The 23,928-nt window shown below is 59.5% G+C and carries 21 protein-coding genes; 5 read left to right on the top strand and 16 right to left on the bottom strand.

The features are described from left to right. Nucleotides 1-176: 176 nt before the first annotated feature. The 3 genes from clpB to rluD all read right to left on the bottom strand — a co-directional run bounded on the left by clpB (nucleotide 177) and on the right by rluD (nucleotide 4,556). Nucleotides 177-2,741, bottom strand: coding sequence for an ATP-dependent chaperone ClpB (gene clpB / locus MO767_RS09460; protein WP_282480259.1), 2,565 nt, complete (start codon nucleotides 2,739-2,741; stop codon nucleotides 177-179). 130 nt (nucleotides 2,742-2,871) lie between these two features. Next, nucleotides 2,872-3,597: a peptidoglycan editing factor PgeF gene (gene pgeF / locus MO767_RS09455; protein WP_282480258.1), complete on the bottom strand. Its 726-nt coding sequence runs from the start codon at nucleotides 3,595-3,597 to the stop codon at nucleotides 2,872-2,874. Then, the gene (rluD, locus tag MO767_RS09450) at nucleotides 3,594-4,556 is read right to left on the bottom strand and encodes a 23S rRNA pseudouridine(1911/1915/1917) synthase RluD (protein ID WP_140681055.1); all 963 of its coding nucleotides are present in this window, start codon (nucleotides 4,554-4,556) and stop codon (nucleotides 3,594-3,596) included. The genes pgeF and rluD overlap by 4 nt, the downstream gene beginning before the upstream one ends. 151 nt (nucleotides 4,557-4,707) lie before the next feature. Between rluD and MO767_RS09445 the strand changes: the two genes are divergently transcribed. From MO767_RS09445 to MO767_RS09430, 4 genes are all read left to right on the top strand, one after another. After that, the gene (locus tag MO767_RS09445) at nucleotides 4,708-5,730 is read left to right on the top strand and encodes an outer membrane protein assembly factor BamD (RefSeq protein WP_282480257.1); all 1,023 of its coding nucleotides are present in this window, start codon (nucleotides 4,708-4,710) and stop codon (nucleotides 5,728-5,730) included. Nucleotides 5,731-5,852: 122 nt separating this feature from the next. After that, complete coding sequence (locus MO767_RS09440) at nucleotides 5,853-6,086, top strand: PP0621 family protein (protein ID WP_008037883.1); 234 nt, start codon at nucleotides 5,853-5,855, stop codon at nucleotides 6,084-6,086. Then, the gene (locus MO767_RS09435; protein WP_282480256.1) at nucleotides 6,076-7,665 is read left to right on the top strand and encodes an ATP-binding protein; all 1,590 of its coding nucleotides are present in this window, start codon (nucleotides 6,076-6,078) and stop codon (nucleotides 7,663-7,665) included. Before MO767_RS09440 ends, MO767_RS09435 begins: the two co-directional genes overlap by 11 nt. 2 nt (nucleotides 7,666-7,667) lie before the next feature. Further along, entirely contained in the window at nucleotides 7,668-9,008 is a 1,341-nt protein-coding gene (locus MO767_RS09430) for a sigma-54 dependent transcriptional regulator (RefSeq protein ID WP_282480255.1), read from the top strand. Between the two features lie 3 nt (nucleotides 9,009-9,011). Here MO767_RS09430 and thiO read toward each other — a convergent pair whose 3' ends face one another. Genes thiO through MO767_RS09395 form a run of 7 tightly spaced genes read right to left on the bottom strand, consistent with a single transcriptional unit; the run spans nucleotide 9,012 to nucleotide 15,803 of the window. After that, nucleotides 9,012-10,112 (bottom strand): glycine oxidase ThiO, encoded by a 1,101-nt coding sequence (gene thiO / locus MO767_RS09425; RefSeq protein WP_282480254.1) that lies wholly within the window; start codon nucleotides 10,110-10,112, stop codon nucleotides 9,012-9,014. Between the two features lie 57 nt (nucleotides 10,113-10,169). Continuing rightward, the gene (locus MO767_RS09420; RefSeq protein ID WP_282480253.1) at nucleotides 10,170-10,565 is read right to left on the bottom strand and encodes a type IV pilin protein; all 396 of its coding nucleotides are present in this window, start codon (nucleotides 10,563-10,565) and stop codon (nucleotides 10,170-10,172) included. A 14-nt stretch (nucleotides 10,566-10,579) separates the two neighbouring features. Continuing rightward, entirely contained in the window at nucleotides 10,580-13,699 is a 3,120-nt protein-coding gene (locus tag MO767_RS09415) for a PilC/PilY family type IV pilus protein (protein WP_282480252.1), read from the bottom strand. Continuing rightward, nucleotides 13,686-14,165 (bottom strand): PilX N-terminal domain-containing pilus assembly protein, encoded by a 480-nt coding sequence (locus MO767_RS09410; protein WP_134422334.1) that lies wholly within the window; start codon nucleotides 14,163-14,165, stop codon nucleotides 13,686-13,688. Before MO767_RS09410 ends, MO767_RS09415 begins: the two co-directional genes overlap by 14 nt. An 11-nt stretch (nucleotides 14,166-14,176) precedes the next feature. After that, nucleotides 14,177-14,887 carry a prepilin-type N-terminal cleavage/methylation domain-containing protein gene (locus MO767_RS09405; protein ID WP_282480251.1) on the bottom strand — a complete coding sequence of 237 codons (711 nt, stop codon included), beginning with the start codon at nucleotides 14,885-14,887 and terminating at the stop codon, nucleotides 14,177-14,179. Next, complete coding sequence (gene pilV / locus MO767_RS09400) at nucleotides 14,884-15,333, bottom strand: type IV pilus modification protein PilV (protein WP_282480250.1); 450 nt, start codon at nucleotides 15,331-15,333, stop codon at nucleotides 14,884-14,886. The genes MO767_RS09405 and pilV overlap by 4 nt, the downstream gene beginning before the upstream one ends. After that, nucleotides 15,330-15,803 (bottom strand): GspH/FimT family pseudopilin, encoded by a 474-nt coding sequence (locus MO767_RS09395; protein WP_282480249.1) that lies wholly within the window; start codon nucleotides 15,801-15,803, stop codon nucleotides 15,330-15,332. Before MO767_RS09395 ends, pilV begins: the two co-directional genes overlap by 4 nt. 131 nt (nucleotides 15,804-15,934) lie before the next feature. Between MO767_RS09395 and MO767_RS09390 the strand changes: the two genes are divergently transcribed. Further along, nucleotides 15,935-16,492, top strand: coding sequence for a GspH/FimT family pseudopilin (locus tag MO767_RS09390; protein ID WP_282480248.1), 558 nt, complete (start codon nucleotides 15,935-15,937; stop codon nucleotides 16,490-16,492). Here MO767_RS09390 and ispH read toward each other — a convergent pair. From ispH to murJ, 6 genes are all read right to left on the bottom strand, one after another. Next, a complete protein-coding gene (gene ispH / locus MO767_RS09385) occupies nucleotides 16,461-17,408 on the bottom strand; it encodes a 4-hydroxy-3-methylbut-2-enyl diphosphate reductase (protein ID WP_282480247.1) in 948 nt (315 codons plus the stop codon). The genes MO767_RS09390 and ispH overlap by 32 nt on opposite strands. A gap of 66 nt (nucleotides 17,409-17,474) precedes the next feature. After that, a complete protein-coding gene (fkpB, locus tag MO767_RS09380) occupies nucleotides 17,475-17,912 on the bottom strand; it encodes an FKBP-type peptidyl-prolyl cis-trans isomerase (protein ID WP_282480305.1) in 438 nt (145 codons plus the stop codon). A gap of 7 nt (nucleotides 17,913-17,919) precedes the next feature. Beyond that, on the bottom strand, nucleotides 17,920-18,432 hold the full coding sequence (lspA, locus tag MO767_RS09375; protein WP_033054294.1) for a signal peptidase II: 513 nt from the start codon (nucleotides 18,430-18,432) through the stop codon (nucleotides 17,920-17,922). Beyond that, nucleotides 18,425-21,256: an isoleucine--tRNA ligase gene (ileS, locus tag MO767_RS09370; protein ID WP_282480246.1), complete on the bottom strand. Its 2,832-nt coding sequence runs from the start codon at nucleotides 21,254-21,256 to the stop codon at nucleotides 18,425-18,427. The genes lspA and ileS overlap by 8 nt, the downstream gene beginning before the upstream one ends. Continuing rightward, entirely contained in the window at nucleotides 21,257-22,207 is a 951-nt protein-coding gene (gene ribF / locus MO767_RS09365; protein ID WP_282480245.1) for a bifunctional riboflavin kinase/FAD synthetase, read from the bottom strand. Between the two features lie 129 nt (nucleotides 22,208-22,336). After that, a complete protein-coding gene (gene murJ / locus MO767_RS09360) occupies nucleotides 22,337-23,875 on the bottom strand; it encodes a murein biosynthesis integral membrane protein MurJ (protein WP_282480244.1) in 1,539 nt (512 codons plus the stop codon). Between the last annotated feature and the right edge of the window lie 53 nt (nucleotides 23,876-23,928).

Genomic DNA, 23,928 nt, shown 5'->3' with positions numbered 1-23,928 from the left:
TTGCTTTCAAGTTAATGATTTGCAACTTATTTCAGATTCCTGCTTGGGGAGCTGGAACCCTTCAGGGCGACTTACTGCGGGGCGCACTTTACAAGCCTTTTCCTTAGAGTTCAACAGCCTGGCGAAAAAAAGGCCTCGCAACGCGAGGCCTCGTAGGTTTTGCTGCCATCGGGGATTCAGACGAAGACGATTTCGTCGTTTTCCACGACACCCTTGGCGGTATCGCCCGGCATGAAACGACCGGACAGAATCAGCTGCGCCAGCGGGTTTTCGATCCAGCGCTGGATCGCTCGTTTGAGCGGCCGTGCGCCGTAAACCGGGTCATAACCCACCGCGATCAGCTTATCCATGGCCTCAGGGCTGAGATCAAGCTTCAGCTCGCGCTCGGTCAGGCGACTGCGCAGACGACCCAACTGGATCTCGGTAATGCCCGCGATCTGATCCCGAGCCAACGGTTCGAAGATCACCACTTCATCGACCCGGTTGATGAATTCCGGCCGGAAGTGCGTGGAAATCGCATCCATCACCGCCGCACGCTGCGCCTCACGATCACCGACCAGTTCCTGGATCTGCACCGAACCGAGGTTGGAGGTCATGACAATCACGGTATTTTTGAAATCCACCGTGCGGCCATGACTGTCGGTCAGTCGGCCATCTTCCAGCACTTGCAGCAAAATGTTGAAGACGTCCGGGTGGGCCTTCTCGACCTCGTCCAGGAGGATCACCGAATAAGGCTTGCGACGCACCGCCTCGGTCAGGTAACCGCCCTCTTCATAGCCTACGTAGCCTGGTGGCGCGCCGATCAGACGAGCCACGGAATGTTTCTCCATGAACTCGGACATGTCGATCCGCACCATCGCCTCTTCCGTATCAAAGAGGAACTCGGCCAGCGCCTTGCACAGCTCGGTTTTACCGACACCGGTCGGGCCGAGGAACATGAACGAACCGCTCGGGCGATTCGGGTCGGACAAACCGGCGCGGGACCGCCGCACGGCATTGGAAACGGCAATCACCGCTTCGTCCTGGCCGATCACACGTTGGTGCAACAGGCTTTCCATCTTCATCAGCTTGTCGCGCTCGCCTTCGAGCATTTTCGACACCGGAATGCCGGTCCACTTGGACACAACTTCGGCGATCTCTTCTTCGGTCACCTTGCTGCGCAACAACTGGTTTTCGCTTTTGCCATGCTGGTCGACCATTTGCAGGCTGCGCTCCAGGTCCGGGATGATCCCGTACTGCAGCTCGGCCATGCGGTTCAAGTCGCCTTTGCGCCGGGCAGCTTCCAGTTCCTGACGGGACTGTTCGATTTTCTGCTGGATCTGCGCAGAACCCTGGACTTCGGCTTTTTCCGCGTTCCAGATTTCTTCCAGGTCCGAGTATTCACGCTCGAGGCGGACGATTTCTTCCTGGAGTTTTTCCAGACGTTTTATCGCGGCTTCGTCGCTTTCTTTCTTCAGCGCCTGGGATTCCACCTTCAGCTGAATCAGTCGACGCTCCAGACGATCGAGCACTTCCGGCTTGGAGTCGATCTCCATGCGGATGCGGCTAGCTGCTTCGTCGATCAGGTCGATGGCCTTGTCCGGCAACTGACGGTCAGTGATGTAGCGATGACTGAGCTTGGCCGCGGCGATGATCGCGCCGTCGGTGATCGCCACTTTGTGGTGAACCTCGTAGCGCTCTTTCAGGCCACGCAGAATCGCGATGGTGTCTTCTTCGCTAGGTTCGTCCACCAACACTTTCTGGAAGCGCCGTTCGAGGGCCGCATCCTTCTCTATATATTGGCGGTACTCGTTGAGCGTGGTCGCGCCGACGCAGTGCAGCTCACCACGGGCCAATGCAGGCTTGAGCATGTTACCCGCGTCCATCGAGCCTTCGCCTTTACCGGCGCCGACCATGGTGTGCAGTTCGTCGATGAACAGAATGATCTGCCCTTCCTGCTTCGACAGTTCGTTGAGCAGGGATTTGAGGCGCTCTTCGAACTCGCCACGGTACTTGGCACCGGCAATCAGCGACCCCATGTCCAGGGACAACAGGCGTTTGCCTTTCAGTCCATCCGGCACTTCGCCGTTGATGATGCGCTGGGCCAGACCTTCGGCGATGGCGGTTTTACCCACGCCAGGCTCACCGATCAGCACCGGGTTGTTCTTGGTACGGCGTTGCAGGACCTGAATGGTCCGGCGAATTTCGTCGTCACGGCCGATCACTGGATCGAGCTTGCCTTCTTCGGCACGCTTGGTCAGGTCGACGGTGTATTTATCCAGTGCCTGGCGCGACTCTTCGTGGTTGGCGTCGTTGACGGCCTCACCACCACGCAGGTTGTTGATCGCGTTTTCCAGGGCTTTCTTGCTGACGCCCTGACCGAGCAACAATTTGCCGAGCTTGCTGTTCTCGTCCATGGCGGCGAGCAACACCAACTCGCTGGAGATGAACTGGTCGCCCTTCTGCTGGGCCAAGCGATCGGCCTGGTTGAGCAGGCGCGCCAAATCCTGTGACATGTTGACGTCGCCGGTCGGGTTCTGGATTTTTGGTAGTTGGTCGAGCTCTTTGGTCAGCTCTTTACGCAGGCTGTTGACGTCGAAGCCCACCTGCATCAACAGGGGTTTGATCGAACCACCCTGCTGTTCAAGCATGGCTTGCATCAAATGCGCTGGCTCAATACCCGGATGATCGAGGCCGACGGCCAGGGACTGGGCGTCGGACAAGGCTAACTGCAACTTGCTGGTTAAACGGTCTATACGCATGGGTCACCTTCCTTTTGAGCAGGCCGGACCTATAAATCATCCTGAATGAAGAAACCTGCCAGATACCTCACTAGATGCGGTCGATTCTGGGAGTTTCAAGCGTCGTTCAGTTGATGTAGATCAGCGAAGCTTAGTCTTCGAGCCAGATCAAAGAGGCAAACCGACCAGTGCGTGGGCTGCGGCGGTAAGAAAAGAAGCGTGGATCGGTCACGGTGCAGAAACCGCCACCATAAACAGCGGTGACACCGCGAGCGGCGAGGCGCAAACGCGCCAGCTCGTAGATGTCAGCCATGAATTTGCCAGCATTGGCACTCGACACAAAGGCTTTGGCGGCTTCGGGCAATTGCTCGACGAAGGTTTCGCGCACTTCAGGACCGACTTCAAAGGCTTGCGGGCCAATGGCCGGACCGAGCCAGACCAGCACGTTTTCTGGCGGCACGGCCAGGCTGTCGAGGGTTGCTTCCAGCACACCCGCCGCCAACCCGCGCCAACCGGCATGGGCCGCCGCGACGCGAGTGCCTGCACGGTCGCAGAACAATGCCGGCAGGCAATCCGCGGTCATCGCCGTGCAGGCAATACCGGGCGTTGCCGTCCAGCTGGCATCGGCAGTGGCCGTAAGGCTTGGGTCTGCGTGGGCCACGGCAATGCCGTGAACCTGCTTTAACCAGGCCGGTTGAATAGAGAAATGATCGGTGAGGCGACGGCGGTTTTCGACAACAGCTTCGGGGCTGTCATCGACGTGATCGCCGAGGTTGAGGCTGTCGAACGGCGCCAGACTGACGCCGCCCGCACGGGTGGTAACGCAGGCTTTCACCCCGGCAGGCGCAGGCCAGTCGGGAATCAGCCAGTCACTCATCCGATGAACGCCTCGCGGTCTTGCTTGAGCAGCGTCAGCAACCAGACGAAATCGTCCGGCAGTGGCGATTCCCAGCTCATGCGTTTACCGGTGGTCGGGTGATCCAGTTCCAGGAACCGCGCATGCAGCGCCTGACGCGGGAACGCCTTCAACGATTCGACCATGGTCACACTGGCTGCCGGCGGAATGCGGAAGCGACCGCCGTAGGCAGGATCTCCGACCAACGGGAAGTTGATGTGGGCCATGTGCACACGAATCTGGTGCGTACGACCGGTTTCCAGCTTCACCCGCACGTGAGTGTGGGAGCGGAAACGCTCGAGCACGCGGTAATGGCTGACGGCCTGCTTGCCACCTTCCATCACGGCCATGCGCTGGCGTTGCTGGCCGTGACGACCGATCGGCGCGTTGATCTTGCCGCCGGCAGTCACCACACCGATCACGATGCACTCGTAGATCCGGCTTACGCTGCGGCTCTGCAATTGCGTGACAAGCTGTGTCTGCGCCTGAATGGTCTTGGCCACCACCATCAGACCGGTGGTGTCCTTGTCCAGGCGATGCACGATACCGGCGCGGGGCACATTGATGATGTCCGGCACGTGGTGCAGCAAGGCGTTGAGCAAGGTGCCATCCGCGTGACCGGCGGCAGGATGCACCACCAGACCCGCGGGTTTGTTGATCACCAGGATGTCGTCGTCTTCATAGACGATGTCCAGCTCGATGTCTTGAGCGATCCATTCGCCCTGAGCTTCCTGCTCGGCAGTGAGTTCAAGAATGGCACCACCATGAACGATGTCTCGCGGGCGGATAACCGCCCCATCCACAGTCAGGCGGCCGTCTTTGATCCAGGCGGAAAGGCGCGAGCGCGAGTGCTCAGCGAATAATTGTGCGGCGACTTGATCGAGGCGTTGGCCGCCCAATTCGGACGGCACCTCTGCGCGAAGTTCAATTTTATCGGACATGCTCAGACTAGGCGTCGGCACAGCCTTTGGTTTCGGCTGCGCGCTTGTGGTTAAATACGGCGTCTTTTGCCCCGAGGCTATTCAACGGGGCGCTCATCATAACAGGACGGCCCCGCCCAAGACAGCGGCCGTCATAGGGACGCAAGCCGCCATGCAAGTGAAACACCTGCTGCTGATCGCCATCCTCGCATTGACCGCTGCTTGCTCATCGAAGGAAGTCGTAGACGAAAACCTGAGCGAGGTCGAGCTGTACCAGCAGGCTCAGCACGATCTGGACAATAGTAGCTACACTGCCGCCACAGCCAAGCTGAAGGCGCTGGAGTCGCGTTATCCTTTCGGTCGCTACGCCGATCAGGCTCAACTTGAGCTCATCTACGCCAACTACAAGAACACCGAGCCAGAGGCTGCGAAGTCTGCTGCCGAGCGTTTCATTCGTTTGCACCCGCAGCACCCGAACGTGGATTACGCGTATTACCTCAAGGGTCTGACTTCTTTCGATCAGGACGTCGGCCTGCTGTCGCGATTCCTGCCGTTGGACATGACCAAGCGTGACCCGGGTGCCGCTCGCGACTCCTACAACGAGTTCGCCCAGCTGACCAGCCGTTTCCCCAACAGCCGCTACTCGCCGGACGCCAAGCAGCGCATGATCTACCTGCGCAACCTGCTGGCGGCCTACGAGATTCACGTTGCCGACTACTACCTGACCCGTCAGGCCTATGTCGCCGCCGCGAACCGTGGTCGCTACGTGGTGGAAAACTTCCAGGAAACCCCTTCGGTCGGTGACGGCCTGGCGGTGATGACAGAGGCCTACCAGCGTCTGCACCTGGACGAACTGGCCGCCACCAGCCTGGAAACCCTGAAACTCAACTACCCGAAGCACCCAAGCCTGGTGGACGGTCAGTTCGTGCCATCGGTGGCCGAAGCCGACAACCGTTCATGGTTGAGCAAGGCGACCCTGGGCCTGATCGAATCCCGTCCGCCACTGCCGCCGGGCGAAACCCGCGCCAACCAGGACGTGCAGAAGCAATTCCAGGACGCCAAGGACGCGATTCCGAACGATCTCAAGCCTAAAGATGAAAATGGCGACGTGATCGAAGAAGAGCAACACGAGTCCGAAGCCAATAACAGCGACCGCTCGTGGTTCAGCTACATGACCTTCGGCGTGTTTGACTGACACATCGGGTTGTACAAAAAGGAGCCTTTCGAGGCTCCTTTTTTATGGGCTCGATTATTACGCTGTGCGCTGGTCATGTCCTTGGCTAAACTGGCTCATCACTCGTCGAATAGCAGCTCATCATGCTTCGTTTACTGTTCTGGATCGCCCTGATTGCCGCTGCGGTATGGTTCTGGCGCAAGTTCAAGGGCCAGGCTTCCGTGCCCAAGTCCCCTGCCGAGCTGGAGGCGGCGCCCATGGTCCGCTGCGCCCATTGCGGCGTACACCTGCCACGCGACCGCGCGCTGAGCCTTCAACAACAGTGGTATTGCAGCCAGGCTCATCTTGAGCAAGGCCCGGGCTCCAGTGATCGCTGAGACCTCCAGTCCCGGCAGCAAACAGGCCCAGCGACTGCTGCGCCTCTATCACCTTTACCGCTTGAGCATCGGCATCACCCTGGTGCTGTTGATCTCCAGCAACATGGACAACCAGCTGCTGACGTTCAGCAATGACGACCTGCTGCGCAGTGGCAGCTGGTTTTACCTGGTGCTGAATATCCTGCTGGTGGTATTTCTCGGGAACACCCGGCGCCCGGCGCAACTGTTCAGCCTGGCGCTGACCGACGTCCTGCTGCTGTGCGGTCTGTTCTACGCCGCCGGCGGTGTGGCCAGCGCCATCGGCAACTTGCTGATCGTATCGGTCGCCATCAGTAACACCTTGTTGCGAGGGCGCATCGGCCTGCTGATTGCCGCCGTTGGCGCACTCGGCATCGTCGGGCTGAGCTTCCTCCTGAGTTTCAGCCATCACGCCACCCCCAACGATTACCTGCAAGTCAGCACACTCGGCGCCTTGTGTTTTGCTGCGGCATTGCTGGTGCAAGGGCTGATCCGACGTCTGGAGGTCAGCGAAACCCTCGCCGAACAACGGGCCAGCGAAGTCGTCGGCCTCGAAGCCCTCAACGCACTGATCCTGCAACGCATGCGCACCGGCATCCTGGTACTCGACGACAAGCGGCGGGTTCAACTGGCCAACCACAGCGCCTTGAACCTGTTGGGCAGGGAGAATCTGGCAGGCCAGCTGATCGACGACTACTTACCCAGCCTGGTCGAACGCCTGCAACTGTGGCTCAGCAATCCGACGCTGCGCCCCCAGAGCCTGAAAGTCGCCAGTAGTGGTCTGGAGCTGCAACCGAGCTTCATTGCTCTGGACCAAAGCCCACACCACCAGACCCTGGTCTTTCTCGAAGACCTCGCGCAAATCGCTCAACAAGCCCAGCAATTGAAGCTCGCCGCCCTCGGTCGCCTGACCGCCGGTATCGCCCATGAAATCCGCAATCCACTGGGCGCCGTTAGTCATGCCGCGCAGCTATTGCAAGAATCAGAGGAACTGAACCGCGCGGATCGACGTCTGACACAGATTATTCAAGACCACTCTCAGCGAATGAATCGGGTAATCGAAAACGTCCTGCAACTGTCCCGCCGCCAGCAAACCGTAGCGCAACGGCTTGATCTGAAGCCGTGGCTGGAGCAGTACTTCAACGAAACCCGCGAGGGGGCGGCCGAGCATCAGCAGATTCATCTGCGCATCGGCTCAGGAGACTTCAAAACCCTGATGGATCCAGACCAACTGACCCAGATTCTCGACAATCTGTTGCGTAACGCCTGGCGCCATAGCGCCTTGAATCACGACGTGGCGCAGGTCTGGCTCGAATTGTTCGTCGAACCGGACAGCCAGCTGCCGGTCCTCGAGATCCTGGACAACGGCCCCGGTGTGGCACCGGAGCATCACGTGCACTTGTTCGAACCGTTCTTCACCACCAGCACCCAAGGCACCGGCCTGGGGCTTTATCTGTCCCGTGAGCTGTGCGAAAGCAACCAGGCCCGCCTAGACTTCAAACCACGCCAAGGCGGCGGCTGCTTTCGCATCACCTTTGCTCACGGACGGAAACAAAGTTGAACATGAGCCCACGGCAAAAAGTCCTGATCGTCGACGACGAACCGGATATCCGCGAACTCCTGGAAATCACCCTGGGCCGGATGAAACTCGACACCTTCAGTGCCCGCAACCTCGGCGAAGCCCAGGCCCTGCTGTCGCGAGAGACCTTCGACCTGTGCCTCACCGACATGCGCCTGCCGGATGGCACCGGCCTTGAGCTGGTGCAACACATCCAGCAACGCCACCCACTCGTACCGGTGGCAATGATCACCGCTTATGGCAGCCTGGAAACGGCTATCAACGCCCTCAAGGCCGGCGCCTTCGACTTCCTGACCAAACCGGTGGACCTCACTCGCCTGCGGGAACTGGTCAGCAGCGCGCTTCGGTTGCCTGCGCCGGGCGGCACTGGCGTCGCCATCGATCGCCGGCTGCTGGGTGATTCACCGCCCATGCGCGCCTTGCGCAAACACATCGACAAACTGGCCCGCAGCCAGGCTCCGGTATACATAAGCGGCGAATCCGGCAGCGGCAAGGAGTTGGTCGCGCGACTGATCCATGAGCAAGGACCGCGCGCGCGCCGCCCCTTTATCCCGGTCAATTGCGGGGCGATTCCGTCAGAATTGATGGAAAGCGAATTTTTCGGTCATCGCAAAGGCAGCTTCAGCGGTGCCGTCGAAGACAAACCCGGACTGTTCCAGGCGGCTCATGGCGGCACCCTGTTCCTCGACGAAGTGGCTGATTTGCCGCTGGCGATGCAGGTCAAACTGCTACGGGCAATACAGGAAAAAGCCGTTCGCGGTGTCGGTGAGCAACAGGAAACCGTGGTCGATGTGCGTATCCTTTGCGCCACCCACAAAGACCTCGACGCCGAAGTCGCCGCCGAACGCTTTCGACAGGATTTGTACTACCGGTTGAACGTGATCGAACTACGGGTGCCGCCCTTGCGCGAACGCCGTGACGACATCGAATCCCTCGCCTGCCACGTGCTCAAACGCTTGGCTATCAGCACTGGCCAGCCCGCCGCAAAGCTCCACCCCCAAGCCCTCGACGCGCTGAAAAGCTATCGCTTTCCCGGCAACGTGCGGGAACTGGAGAACGTGCTCGAACGGGCTCACACGTTGTGCGAAAACAAACAAATTGAAGCCAGCGACCTGCGACTGGCCGAAGGCAACTGCAACCCGGAAGGCGGTGTGCCGGACCTGACGCAGATCGACAACCTGGAAGACTACCTGGAAAACATCGAACGCAACCTTATCCTCCAGGCCCTGGAAGAAACCCGCTGGAACCGCACGGCGGCGGCTCAGCGGTTGAATCTTTCATTTCGGTCGATGCGCTACAGGCTCAAGAAACTGGGGCTCGATTGAGTCTCAGATCCGTCCAGCCGGCGCATACGGCGCCGGATCAATGATCGGCTCACGCCCCAGCATCACATCCGCAAACAACTGACACGACGCTGGCGCCAGCACCAAGCCATTACGGTAATGCCCGCAATTAAGCCAAAGCCCTTCGAACCCTGGCACCCGACCGATGTAGGGAATACCTTCCGGCGAACCCGGTCGCAACCCGGCCCAGTGCCCCACGACCTCGGCATCCGCCAGTGCAGGAATCAACGCCACAGCCGACGCCTTCAGACTCTCCAGGGCAGATTCGGTCGGCGTCTTGTCGAAGCCTTCATGCTCCAGCGTACTGCCGATCAGAATGTGCCCGTCACGCCGAGGAATCGCATAACGCCCCTTGGCCAGAACCATGCTCGGCAGGAAATCCGCTGCGCATTTGTAGAGAATCATCTGCCCTTTCACCGGCTCGACCGGCAGGTCCAGGCCCAGGCTTTTGAGTAAATCACCGCTCCAGGCGCCCGCAGTCAGAACCACCTGATCGCCATAAATCGCTCCCGCCGAGGTCTGCACCCCGACCACCGTAGCGCCTTCACGGATAAACCCGCTGACTTCACACTGCTCATGAATCGTCACGTTCGGCAGCGCCAGCAACGCAGCCTTGAGGGACTTCACCAGCCGCGGATTACGCACATTGGCCACATCGGCCATGTAGATCGCCCGGGAAAAACCGCTCCCCAGCACCGGCACCGCGTCGTGAGCCGCCGAGATATCCACAGCCCGCAACGGACGGTTTTCCCGCTCGGCCCAGGCCAACGCCTCGGCCTCGTCATCCAGATCCAGCCAGTACAACCCGGTGGTATGCACCTCAGGATCGACACCGGTGGCTGCAAACAGTCGCTCACCCAGCTGTGGATAAAAATCCTGGGACCAATGCGCCAACGCGGTGACCGCCGGGCTGTAGCGCCACGGGTAGAGTGGCGAAACGATGCCGCCACCCGCCCAGGACGACTCCTGACCGACGTTCGAGCGATCCAGCAGCACAACGCTTTGCACTTCGGACGCGAGATTGAACGCTGTCAGCAGGCCAATCACGCCGCCGCCGACAATCACCACTTGCTGTTGCCTGGTCATGTTCTGATCCAACCGTTAAATAGACAGAGGGCACAAAAAGGCACCCAAAAAAAGAACTCAGCGACCCCAGCAATCCTTGGTCGCGGCCGTCGCATTGACCATGCTTCTGACGCCAGTGTTGGTGATGGTGAAATCACCGCACTTGTCAGCGGCCATGGCCTTGCCGGGCTTGCGCACGGCCGTCAGCAGGAAGGTCTGATCGGTCAGTGTCTGGGTAATAGTGTAAAAGTCATTGCCTGGGCTCAGACCGGCAACGTTGGTGTAGACATTGTTCTGCGAATAAAAACGCTCGAGGATCTGCGCCTGCTCGGAGAGCAGCCCGGCCACTTCAGTTCGACGGCCCTTGTTCACATACTCGGTGAGGCTTGGGTAGCCAATGGTGATGACGATCCCGATGATCGCTATCACGATCATGATTTCGATCAGGGTAAAACCTCGGTTGGATCTGCGCATGCCTCAACTCTCACTTACTGAATTTGTCGCCACATGATGCGACGGCTGCCGCCACCGCCGGGTTTCTCCACCAGGGAGCTGATGCCACCGCTGGAGTCGTTCACAATCTTGCGGGACGCATTGTTGACGATCGCGTTCAGCGTCGGAATACCACCGGTGAAAATCACCCCGCTGGAAATCGAATCCTTGTTATCGACCAGCCCGTCGCCGTTGCTGTCGAGCACCGCGTAATTGAGCATCTTACCGCTGAATGCATCCAGCTCGACCAGTTTGCCGGAACCGAAACTGGCGCAAGGATCGGTGGTGTCCACACTGGCAGTGGTGAAAACAATCCGGCCGGCCGCCAGACTGGCCTGATTGATCACCCGCTCACCGGTTAGCACGTTGTTGTACACCAGCGGCAGGTACCAGCCTTTTTTCGCCGGATAGGTAACGTCATTCTGGCTGGTGGTGATGAATTGCCCACTGCTACCCGAGAACACGCCAGTCACCGACTGCGACTGCAAGCTGGACGTTGTTATTTGCCCGGAGCCACCTTCCGCATCCCACACGGCATAGAAAGCTTGAAGGTCTTTGTTGGTCTTGTCGGCAGTCTCATTGAATTTACCGGTGCCGAAAAACACTTCCTTCCCTCCCAACAAATTATCCGCCAGCAATGGTTGCGCGGTAATCGGCTGGGTGACGCCACCTGCGGTGGTAAACAGCGGTTTGCGGGAAAATGCCAGATCCCACGACTCCGGGGCAGTGGCGCTCAAATCAAACTTCCACAGCCTCCCCTTCAAATCGCCGCCATAAGCGGCCTGCACCACATTCTGCGAGTTCACCCTGAGCTTCACCGACGACAGGCCGTTGGTCGTCTCGGCGCCGTCGACCACTATCTTCTTGATCAGCGTGCCGTCGCGAATGTCGACCACGTACAACGCTGCCACACCTGAGTTGCTGCCATAACCGTTGGAGATGAATGCGGCCCATCGACCGTCGGCCAAGCGTGCCACTTCCGGTCGTGCGTAGGCATAACCCAGATCATTGAAAACGTTCGCCGTATTTGCTGTGGCCGGTGCGCTCATCTCCCACAACGCCTTGGTTACGTTACCGGCCGATGCGTCGAACAGTTGCAGCGCATAGAAGGTTCGCCCCCCCGCCCCTGTCCCGCCCAACGCGAAGGTTTTCCAGGCACTGTTGAACTGGGCATCGAACACGCCCACCTGGCCGTCCACCAGAAACTTGTGGCTCACCCCGTTTATGTAAGTCGGGTCGGCGATGTAGCGCAGTGACGGCAACACACTGGACGGCATAAATGCGTAACGCCGTGTGCCGTTGGCCGTGCTGATGACGTTTACAAAGCCGTCGTTGGCGTTCACCACGAGACTGGCGTTCATGCTTGCCGCTTTGGTTGCCAGATACGTGCTGTAAGTGGTGTCGCCTGACAGATCGGACGCGGTTTTATCTGTGGGCGATGCCAAGGCCAACGGCGAATTGATGATGTCGCCAAGCAGCACACTGCGCACCTTCAGGCCGGCCTTGTTGGTGCCCTTGCTCCACTCCACCAGATCGCTGCCGGTGATGCCGGTGGGCAAACTCTGGCTGAGAGAAGTTTGCTGGGCAGGGGAAAAACTGGCGTAGGCCAGCGTCACGGCCGCATTATTCAAGGTGTTCCAGGATTGATAGGTCGGCGCCGTGGCGCCGGGCACGATGGCGGTATCAGTGGTCCACAACACCGAGGCGGTGTTGACCGCGCCAGCGGAGGTAAATCCGTAGGACTTGATCGTGCCGCGCCAATCCTTGGGATCGTAACTGGTCTGGAAATAACTCGAACCGCTGGCCAGAATGCTACCGCTGGCAACGCCGCCCCCGCCGGAGCCGCCCTTGGAGGTGATGTCGCTCAGCGCCGACGACAGTGCACTGTTGAGTCCTGCACTGTCGGTCGCCTGGTAATACTTGCCCTGCCCGTAAGTCGCCGCGTCCGACAACATCTGGTTCGCAGTGGCGAAACCGACGGTGTAGGTGTTCATGTTCTGCTTTGGAAAATCCGCTGCGTCCCAGCTTTTGCTAGCAGAATCGGTGCCGGTGGTGCGCATGTCGATGTCGAAGGCGAACTTGGCGATGTCATCCAGGTACAGGGTGTCGCCCTCATCGTCGCCGGAGAGGTTGGCGCCATCGTTATTGCTGACACCGTCCCAGTTCGGCAACTGGCTGCCACCCAGCGGATCGCCGGTGGGAAAGGTTCGGTCGTAGGTCGGCAGACCATCGGTAATCACCACCCCGTAATTTTTCTGGCAACGGTACTGAATCGGACTGGTATAGGTGGTGGGCGTCGAGTTGTTGTATGGCGCCATGCCACGGAAATAGCGGGTGATTTCGTAATAGGCTTCTGCCAGCGGTGTATTGGCTTCCGCGCTCAGTTCATTGATCGCGTCGATCAGTGCGTTGTAGTTGGTATTGGCCTGAGCCTGGGTCACTACGCCGCTGACCGCCGACATATCACTGACCGAACGGGCAATATAACCGCCGTCATTCTTGTGGTTGCCGACCGCCAGATTGAACGTCGACAGGCCGATGCGCAGATCGCGGTTGCCGGCCACCAACATCGTGGAAACGTTGCGCGCCACGTTCATCCGGTAATCGTTGGGGATCGAGCCATCAGTGAAATTCCGATCTGATTTGTTGGCCAGACTGATCAGAAAGGACAAGTAATTTGCCGTATACCGCGTGTCCTCCCCCCCTACCGGATCGGGAAGCTTCAGACAGAGTGAATCCAGACCGAGGAAACTGTTGTTATAAAAACCGTACCATCCTTTCGAACAGGTTCCCCGAGTCAAACTCGACAAGGAAATATTGCTATCGGTCATGTCAAGTTCCCGCCCTCTCAAGCAAGAACCATTCGAGAGGCAAATAGTCACCGGAGTGCGCGCGATTGTCGGGTCGAAGCCTGCCGCCCAGATAATGTTGTTCATACTCCCCGAGTCATCGAGTAACAGCATCACATTGGGGGTCACGGCGGCGGCGTTCAACAGCGGCGAATCCGAGGGCGTGAAGGCGTAAGTCGGCGCTGCCAGATAAAGGCTCAACACCGCGCCGCAGAACAACTGCAACAACCGATGGCGCCAACCTGTGCGCGCCTCAATATTTCGCATAGATACTCTCCACCACACTGCGCGAGTTGCCCGCGATGCCGACAGCGGTCACCCGGTACAGCGTTGTCGAGGTGTTGCTCGGCACATTCACGGCAGTCAAGGTGGTGCCGATGTTCTGCACCCCGTAAAAACCGCTGCCGGAGGCGATCCAGGTCACCCCCGAGGTGGAATTGAAGCCGGCGCCGGTGATGGTCGACGACTCGGCTGGTGGCGCGCATTGGGTGGTGCCGCTGCAGACCGGCAACGAAAATGTATCCAGTTGCACCGCGCTTTCACCCACGCGCAACGCCGACTCGGCGCCCTGGAACGACTGATTACGCAAGGTCACGCTGGCGGCCATTTTTTCCTGAAGGGTGGCGTTTTGCATCGATGAAAGGCCGATCAGTGTCAGCAACAGAAGAAACACCAGGCTGACCAGCAGCGCCATGCCCCGCTGGGCGTGAGGGGTCACGGGAGAAATACTCATCGGCCCTCCCCTCACGGCAAGCGGTTGCGCAGAGCGGCAACCACGTTGAAGGTTTGATTGTGTACCCGGCTGTTCGGGTCGGTGAGGGTCAATGTAAGGCGAACACTGCGAATGCGCGCCGGATCAGAGGGGTTGCTGCTGTAACTGGAGGCGGCCACATCAGTGGCGGAACTGGCGAGGCCAAAGCTCACGTTGAAGGCACTGACGTTGTTCACCAGCACCGCCTGAGTCGGCGTGCCGGTACCGACACCCATCAGCAGTTGATTGTTGCTGAAGCTGTAGATCAAGCGCCGGATCGGAAACGCCAGCTCTCCCGGCGCCGGAACTCGGACGCCCGTGTAGGCCGTTGCATTGTTCCGACAATCGGAAACCACCGTCCAGGTCGGCACCCCGCCGCCGCCGACATCCGCAGTCACCAGGGTCAGTTTGAGGTTGGCGTTGTCCCAACTGATCGGCGTTGTCTGGCTGGCATTGAAGTCACCCGCCGAGCTTGAATCGGTGACCGCCCCCAGACATCCGAACATACCGACCATGCGGATTTCCTGAATCATTTTGCTCAGCACGAACCGTGCATCTTCCTGCATGGCGGCAGCGGCGTTCTGGCTGACATAGGTGTTCTTGGCTGCGATGAAAATCTGTGCCACGCCCAGGACCACGACCAAACTCAATGCCAGGGCGATCAGTAACTCGATCAGGCCGAAACCTCTGCTGGACTGGTTCATGGCGTCGGCACCGGATCGACGGTGGCGCGACTGGTCAGAACGAAACTGCGCCGCAAATTGGCGATGTTCGCAGCCCGCGAGTCATCCCAGGTGATGGTGATGGTGTACACCCGCTGATTGAGCGTAACGCTGCCGGTGGCCGTGGCGCCGCCGAAACTAACGATGTTGGTGGTGAAGTCGTAGAGGTCCTGATCCCGGGCGACGCTCAGGTTGCCTGAGGTCGGTGGTGTGACGGTGTAGTCGGCACCGGTGTTGGCGCGAATGCGGTCCATCATGTCGTAGGCGATAAAACTCGCCTGGCTGGTCATCCGCGCGCTGTCCGTGTACTTCAGCGCATTGAGCTGAATCGCTGCCGCGCCCAACAGCCCCACGCTCAGAATCAACAACGCAACCAAGACTTCGATCAGCGTCATGCCCTCCTGTGCACGCTTGCTCCATCCCCTCATCCGCAGCTTCCACCCAATAGAATTCGTCCGTTCAAACACACATTCAGCGTTCTGTTTTGCGCTCCCTGTACGTAGCTGATCACCACCGCCGTGGACGGTGCCGACAACCCGCCAAGGTTGTTGAAATCGATGGCGGTCACTCCTGAGGTTAGCGTCAGACTCGCCCCGCTGCTCATCGCTGGAACAACCCGCAATACATTGGCCAATTTGCCAGTACCGTCATAAACCGAGAGCTCCCCGGTCCAGGCGCCTCCCTCCGTCGTCGGACGAAGCCGGGTGGTGATGCCCCGGTCGATCGCCTCAAGTCGGGCGAAATTCAAACCACGCTGCAGATCGCCTACTTCGGTGTCGGCCTTGGTGCTTTGCACCGAACGAGTAAACGCCGGTACGGCCAGAGTGATCAAGATCAGAAATACCGCGAGCGCGATCAGCAACTCGATCAGCGTGAAACCTTTTGTACGATGATCCATCGGTGCCCTCCGTTGCCGTCGGCTATACCTGCTTCTACACGCTAGAACATTCGACCGGCAGATGTTCGGTTGTTTTGCCATTACTCGCGCCAGGATCGCGCGGGCCGCAGCACTCCAGGGAGGGAGATGACATGCATCAGCGAGGTTTCAGCCTGATCGAACTGCTCATGGGACTGACAATTGTCGGGATTGTTCTGCTATTGGTCAGTCCGGCATTTGCTGCAATGACTGAATCGAACCATCGCGAGCAGATGGCACAGTCGCTTATCAGCGGTATACGCAACGCCAGAACCGTTGCCATCACACGCAACCAGAGCGTCGTGATTCACGCCATCAACGGCAACTGGAGCCAGGGCTGGCGGATCATTCTGGATATCAGCGGTAAAGGGGCGGAGGACAACAGCAATCCGCTGCTGGTTGAGCGCGCGAGTGGCACTCAGGTGCCGATTGTCGGCAATTGGCCGGTCAGGCGATACATACGTTTCAACAGTATTGGCGAGCCACAGATGCCCGGACGGGCCTTTCAAGCGGGGACATTGCACATTTGCGCAGCCCGCGAACCGGTCACTCAGCTCCAGGTGGTGCTGGCCGCGACCGGCCGCGTCAGCCTGCGCAGCCATAAGGCTGAGCAGGCGCTGTGCCCAGGTGGCAAAAGCGTTAAAGCAGGGAGCGGACGCGCAATTCTTTAGGCATGGAGAAGGTGATGTTCTCCTCGCGACCGGCCAGTTCATCGGCACCGGTAGCGCCCCACGCCTGCAACTGCTGGATCACGCCACGCACCAGGACTTCCGGTGCGGAGGCGCCAGCGGTGATGCCGATTCGCTCGACACCCTCGAACCAGCTCTTTTGCAGGTCTTCGGCGCCGTCGATCAGATAGGCCGGGGTGGCCATGCGCTCGGCCAGTTCACGCAAGCGATTGGAGTTCGAGCTGTTCGGGCTGCCGACCACCAGTACCACGTCACACTCGTCGGCCAGTTGTTTGACCGCATCCTGACGGTTTTGCGTGGCGTAGCAGATGTCGTCCTTGCGTGGACCACCGATCGCCGGGAAGCGCGTACGCAGTGCGTCGATGACGCGGCTGGTATCGTCCATGGACAGGGTGGTCTGGGTCACGAACGCCAGTTTTTCAGGGGTGTTCACCTGCAAGGCGGCGACGTCTTTCTCGTCTTCGACCAGATAGATCGCGCCACCATTGCTGCCATCGTACTGGCCCATGGTGCCTTCGACTTCCGGGTGACCGGCGTGGCCGATGAGGATGCATTCACGGCCGTCGCGGCTGTAGCGTGCCACTTCGATGTGTACCTTGGTCACCAGCGGGCAGGTGGCGTCGAACACCTTCAGGCCACGACCGGCGGCTTCGGTGCGCACGGACTGGGAAACACCGTGGGCACTGAAGATGACGATGACGTCGTCCGGCACCTGATCCAGTTCTTCGACGAAGATCGCCCCGCGAGCACGCAGGTCTTCGACGACGAATTTGTTGTGGACCACTTCGTGGCGCACGTAGATCGGCGGCCCGAAGACTTCCAGGGCGCGGTTGACGATTTCGATCGCCCGGTCCACACCGGCGCAGAAGCCACGGGGGTTGGCGAGTTTGATTTGCATGCTGTGCCTCGTGTCTTGCGCGCAGAAAGAATGCTGACCCCGCCCGACCAGAGTCGGGCGAAGTGTTTACAGCGATTTGACGTTGATGATCTCGACGTCAAAGGTCAATGTCTTGCCGGCCAACGGGTGGTTGAAGTCGATGGTCACTTGCTCGTCATCGAATACCTTCACCACACCGGGCAACTCAGTATTAGCCGCATCGTTGAAGATCACCAGCAAGCCAGGCGACAGCTCCATGTCCTTGAACTGCGAGCGCGGGATGACCTGTACGTTCTGCGGGTTGGGTTGGCCAAAAGCGTTCTCCGGCTGAATCGTCAGCGTACGCTTGTCGCCAGCCTTGAAGCCGAACAGCGCTGCTTCGAACCCTGGCAACAGGTTGCCGTCACCGACCTTGAAGGTCGCCGGGGCTTTGTCGAAGGTGCTGTCGACGGTGTCGCCGTTCTCCAGGCGCAGTGCAAAGTGCAAAGTGACTTCCGTGTTCTGGCGGATGCGTTGCTCAGCCAATACCTGTTCAGTCATGAACGGCTTCTCCGGTTTTCTTACTTTTGAACATGTCCAGCGCAAGCATTACGGCACCGACAGTGATTGCACTGTCGGCAAAGTTGAACGCCGGGAAATACCAGCGGTTCTGCCAATGCACCAGAATGAAATCGATCACATGGCCCAGGGCTATGCGGTCATACAGATTGCCCAGCGCGCCACCCAGCACCAGCGCCAAAGCGACGGCCAGCCAGGTTTCGTTGCGCCCCAGACGCTTGAGCCACACTACCAGCACCGCACTGACCACGACCGCGATCAGGGCGAACAGCCAGCGCTGCCAGCCGGAGCTGTCGGCCAGGAAGCTGAACGCTGCGCCCGTGTTGTAGGCCAGAGTCCAGCTGAACAAATCGGGGATCACCACGATTTGCTGGTACATCTCGAGCTTGCCTTCGAAGTAGAACTTGCTGGCCTGGTCGATAACCAGGACCAGCAAACTCAACCAGAGCCAGCTCAGCCGTCCGAAACGGCCAGCCGCATTAGGCATAGTGACGAACCTCGCCAGCGCCGCTGATGTTGTCGACGCAACGACCGCAGATTTCCGGATGCTCCGGGTTCACGCCGACGTCTTCACGGCAATGCCAGCAACGGGCGCACTTGGCGTGGCTCGACTTGACCACTTGCAGTTTCAAACCGCTGACTTCGGTGACCACGGCATCGGCCGGCGCCTGAACGAATGGTGCAACGGTGGCGGTCGAGGTGATCAGTACGAAGCGCAGTTCGTTGCTCAGCTTGGCCAGGTCGGCGCTCAGCGCTTCTTCGGCGAACAGCGTCACTTCGGCTTGCAGGTTGCCACCGACGGCCTTGGCCGCGCGCTGGATTTCCATTTCCTTGTTGACCGCGACCTTCACCGCCATGATCCGCTCCCAGTAGGCGCGGTCCAGCTCGACGTCTGCCGGCAGTTCGGTCAGGCCTTCGTACCAGGTGTTGAGCATCACCGATTCGTTACGCTCGCCCGGCAGGTATTCCCACAGTTCGTCGGCGGTGAACGCCAGGATCGGCGCAATCCAGCGCACCAGGGCTTCGGAGATGTGGTACAGCGCGGTTTGCGCCGAACGGCGCGCCTTGCTGTTGGCGCCAGTGGTGTACTGACGGTCCTTGATGATGTCGAGGTAAAAACCGCCCAGTTCCTGCACGCAGAAGTTGTGGATTTTGGAGTAGACGTTCCAGAAGCGGTATTCACTGTAGTGCTCTTGCAGCTCGCGTTGCAGCAGCAGGGTGCGGTCCACGGCCCAACGGTCCAGCGCCAGCATTTCTTCGGCCGGCAGGATGTCGGTGGCCGGGTTGAAGCCGGTCAGGTTGGAGAGCAGGAAGCGTGCGGTGTTACGGATACGCCGGTAAGCGTCCGCACTGCGCTGCAGGATCTGCTCGGAAACCGCCATTTCACCCGAGTAGTCGGTAGAAGCGACCCACAGACGCATGATGTCGGCGCCCAAGGTGTCGTTGACCTTTTGCGGCGCGATCACGTTGCCCAGGGACTTGGACATCTTGCGGCCCGACTCATCGACGGTGAAGCCGTGAGTCAGCAGCTCGCGGTATGGCGCGTGGTTGTCGATGGCGCAACCGGTCAGCAACGACGAGTGGAACCAGCCACGGTGTTGGTCCGAACCTTCCAGGTACAGGTCGGCACGTGGACCGGTCTCGTGGCCCATCGGGTGCGAACCGCGCAGAACGTGCCAGTGCGTGGTGCCCGAATCGAACCAGACGTCCAGGGTGTCGCTGATCTTGTCGTATTGCGGCGCTTCGTCACCGAGCAGCTCGGCGGCGTCCATCTTGAACCAGGCTTCGATGCCTTCGACTTCGACGCGCTTGGCGACTTCTTCCATCAGCTCGGCGGTACGTGGGTGCAACTCGCCGCTTTCCTTGTTCAGGAAGAACGGGATCGGCACGCCCCAGTTACGCTGACGGGAGATGCACCAGTCCGGACGGTTGGCGATCATCGAGTGCAGGCGCGCCTGGCCCCAGGCCGGGACGAACTTGGTCTCTTCGATGGCTTTGATCGCCCGCTTGCGCAGGGTGTCGCCGGTCACAGGTTCTTTGTCCATGCCGATGAACCACTGCGCGGTGGCGCGGTAGATCAGCGGGGTCTTGTGACGCCAGCAGTGCATGTAGCTGTGTTCGATGATGCTGGTGTGCAGCAGCGCACCCACTTCGGTCAACTTGTCGACGATGGCCGGGTTGGCCTTCCAGATGAACTGGCCGCCGAAGAACTCCAGCGACGGCACGTAAACGCCATTGCTTTGTACCGGATTGATGATGTCATCGTTGACCATGCCGTACTTCTTGCAGGTCACGAAGTCGTCTACGCCGTAGGCTGGCGAGGAGTGAACCACACCGGTACCAGCGCCCAGTTCAACGTACTCGGCCAGGTAAACCGGCGACAAGCGATCGTAGAACGGGTGACGGAAGTTGATCAGTTCCAGCTCTTTACCGGTGGTGGTCGCAACGACCGAGCCTTCCAGGCTGTAACGGGCAAGGCACGACTCGACCAGTTCTTCAGCCAGCACCAGCAGCTTGTCGCCAACGTCGACCAGGGCGTAGTTGAATTCCGGGTGAACGTTCAACGCCTGGTTGGCCGGGATGGTCCACGGGGTGGTGGTCCAGATCACGATCGAGGCAGGTTTGCCCAGCGACGGCAGACCGAAAGCGGCAGCCAGTTTGGCTTCATCGGCAATCGGGAAGGCCACGTCGATGGTCGATGACTTTTTGTTCTCGTACTCGACTTCCGCTTCAGCCAAAGCAGAACCGCAGTCGAAACACCAGTTCACAGGCTTCAGGCCCTTGAACACGAAACCGCCCTTGACGATTTCAGCCAGGGCGCGGATTTCACCGGCCTCGTTTTTGAAATCCATGGTCTTGTACGGGTTGGCAAAGTCGCCCAACACGCCCAGACGGATGAATTCGGACTTCTGGCCTTCAATCTGCTCGGTGGCGTAGGCACGGCACAGTTCGCGGGTTTTGTCCGCGCCCAGGTTTTTACCGTGGGTCACTTCGACTTTGTGCTCGATCGGCAGACCGTGGCAGTCCCAGCCCGGAACATACGGCGCGTCGAAACCCGACAGGGTTTTCGAGCGGATGATCATGTCCTTGAGAATCTTGTTCAGCGCATGACCGATGTGGATCGTGCCGTTGGCGTACGGAGGACCGTCGTGAAGTACGAACTTCGGACGATCCTTGCCAATCTCGCGCAACTTACCGTACAGGCCAATGCTGTCCCAGCGCTGCAGAATCTGCGGTTCGCGCTGAGGCAGGCCGGCCTTCATTGGGAAGGCGGTGTCCGGAAGGTTTAGCGTGGCTTTATAGTCGGTCATTTAAGGCTCTTCATTAGCGATTGGCGCTAGGTGCGACAGGGCACGGGCGGCGGCAACATCCGCATTGATCGCCGTCTTAAGCGCCTCCAGAGAGGCGAAACGCTGCTCTTCACGCAGCTTGTGGTGGAAAACCACCGTCAAACGCCGGTCATACAGATCGCCGGCAAAATCTAAAAGATGCACTTCGAGGTGGGCTTTGCCATCACCTTGAACGGTTGGCCGCACGCCGATATTGGCGACGCCTGGCCAGGTCTTGCCGTCGATGTCGACGTTGACCAGGTAAACCCCGGTCAGCGGCACGCGACGACGCTTGAGTTGTATGTTGGCCGTGGGCGTACCCAATTGGCGCGCCAGCTTCTGGCCATGCAGGACCCGCCCGGCAATCCGGAACGGACGACCGAGCAGGCGCTCGGCCAGGGCAAAATCGGCAGCGGCCAGGGCATTGCGGACCTGGGTGCTGCTGACGCGAATACCGTCCAGCTCGACGGTTTGCGCCGCTTCGACGGTAAAGCCTTGCAGGACGCCGGCCTGTTGCAGGAAATCGAAATCTCCTATCCGGTCGCAGCCGAAACGAAAATCGTCACCGACCTCAAGATGTTGCACACCGAGGCCGTCCACCAGAATGGTGTCGACGAATTCGGCGGCGCTGAGCTTGCTCAAGCGCTGATTGAAGGCCAGGCACAGGACCCGGTCGACACCTTCCTCGGCCAGCAGCTGCAGTTTGTCCCGCAGCCGGGCCAGACGGGCCGGCGCCGTATCAGGGGCGAAAAACTCTCGCGGCTGCGGCTCAAAAATCACCACGCAGCTTGGCACACCCAACTCGAGCGCACGCTCACGGAGCCTCGCCAGGATAGCCTGGTGGCCACGGTGAACACCGTCAAAGTTGCCAATAGTGGCGACACAGCCCCGATGCTGGGGGCGCAGGTTGTGGAGGCCTCGAACCAGCTGCATAACGCGCTTCTTGCTCATAAAGTGGTCGATTATAACCACACCCGGCGGCCGACGACAGGCAACACCGTAACCCAAAGTGATCGAGCCGACAAAACTGCCGGCTCGCCCGTGTTTATCGAGGCCGCGACCTCAGCTCAAGGCCTTGCGATTGAAGTCGCGCAAACGGAAGCCCATCAACAGCAACATGCCGAAATAAGCGACCACGCCGGCAACGACCAATGCGCCCAGACGCAGGAACCTCTCCAGCATATGCCCCTGATCCCAGGCTGGCATGAAATGCATTCCGACCAGTAACACAGCAGACATCACCAACACTGCAATCACTAGCTTGAAGCCGAACTTCGCCCAACCCGGTTGCGGCTCATACATCTGCTGCTTGCGCAGTTGATAGAACAGCAGCCCGGCGTTAATGCATGCGCCGATGCTGATGGCCAGCGCCAGACCGGCGTGGGCCAGCGGGCCGATCAACACCAGGTTGAACAATTGGGTAACGATCAAGGTGAAAATCGCGATTTTTACCGGTGTGCGGATGTTTTGTTGCGCATAAAAGCCCGGCGCCAGCACTTTGATCACGATAATCCCGAGCAAACCGACCGAATAAGCGATCAGCGCCCGTTGGGTCATGGAGGCGTCAAACGCGCTGAACTGGCCGTACTGGAATAAAGAAACCGTCAGCGGCTCGGCGAGAATCCCCAGCGCCAGGGAGCACGGCAACACCAGCATGAAGCACAGGCGCAGCCCCCAATCGAGGATTCGCGAGTATTCCTGGCGATCCTTGCTGGCGTAGGTCTTGGCCAGGGTCGGCAGGAGAATTGTGCCCAGCGCTACGCCCAGAACGCCGGAAGGCAATTCCATCAACCGGTCGGCGTAGTACATCCAGGACACGGAACCGGCGACCAGGAACGAGGCGAAAATGGTATTGATGATCAGCGAAATCTGGCTAACCGAGACGCCGAGAATCGCCGGCAGCATTTGTTTCATGACCCGCCAGACGCCGCTGTCACGCAGGTTCAGTCGTGGCAACACCAGCAGGCCGATCTTTTTCAGGTGCGGCAGCTGATAGAGCAATTGCGCCAGACCACCCACCAGCACTGCCCAGCCCAGCGCCATGACCGGCGGATCGAAGTACGGCGTCAGGAACACCGAAAAGATGATCATGCTGACGTTGAGCAGGGTCGGCACGAAGGCCGGCACCGAAAAGCGGTTATAGGTATTGAGGATCGCCCCGGCCAATGAAGACAGGGAGATCAGCAATATATAAGGAAAGGTCACGCGCAACAGGCTGGCCGTCAGCTCGAATTTTTCCGGCGTATCAGTGAAACCCGGCGCAGTCGCCCAGATGACCCACGGCGCAGCGATCATGCCCAACGCGGTAACCAACGCCAGCACCAGCGTCAGCAGGCCCGAGACGTAGGCAACGAAGGTTCGCGTCGCCTCCTCGCCCTTCTGGCTTTTATATTCAGCAAGAATTGGCACAAATGCCTGGGAAAATGCCCCCTCAGCGAAGATACGCCGCAGCAAATTGGGCAGTTTGAAGGCGATAAAGAAGGCGTCAGTCGCCATCCCTGCGCCAAATGCACGTGCGATAAGGGTGTCACGAACGAACCCCAGAATCCGGGAAAGCATCGTGATAGAGCTGACGGCGGCCAACGATTTGAGCAGATTCATTGAAAGAGTTTGTGCCTGTCGATAAACAGCAGGCGAACAAAGCGCCTACTTAT

Source organism: Pseudomonas sp. UYIF39, assembly GCF_029963765.1.
Classification (GTDB): Bacteria; Pseudomonadota; Gammaproteobacteria; order Pseudomonadales; family Pseudomonadaceae; genus Aquipseudomonas.
This window is presented reverse-complemented; position numbering and strand designations above follow the sequence as displayed.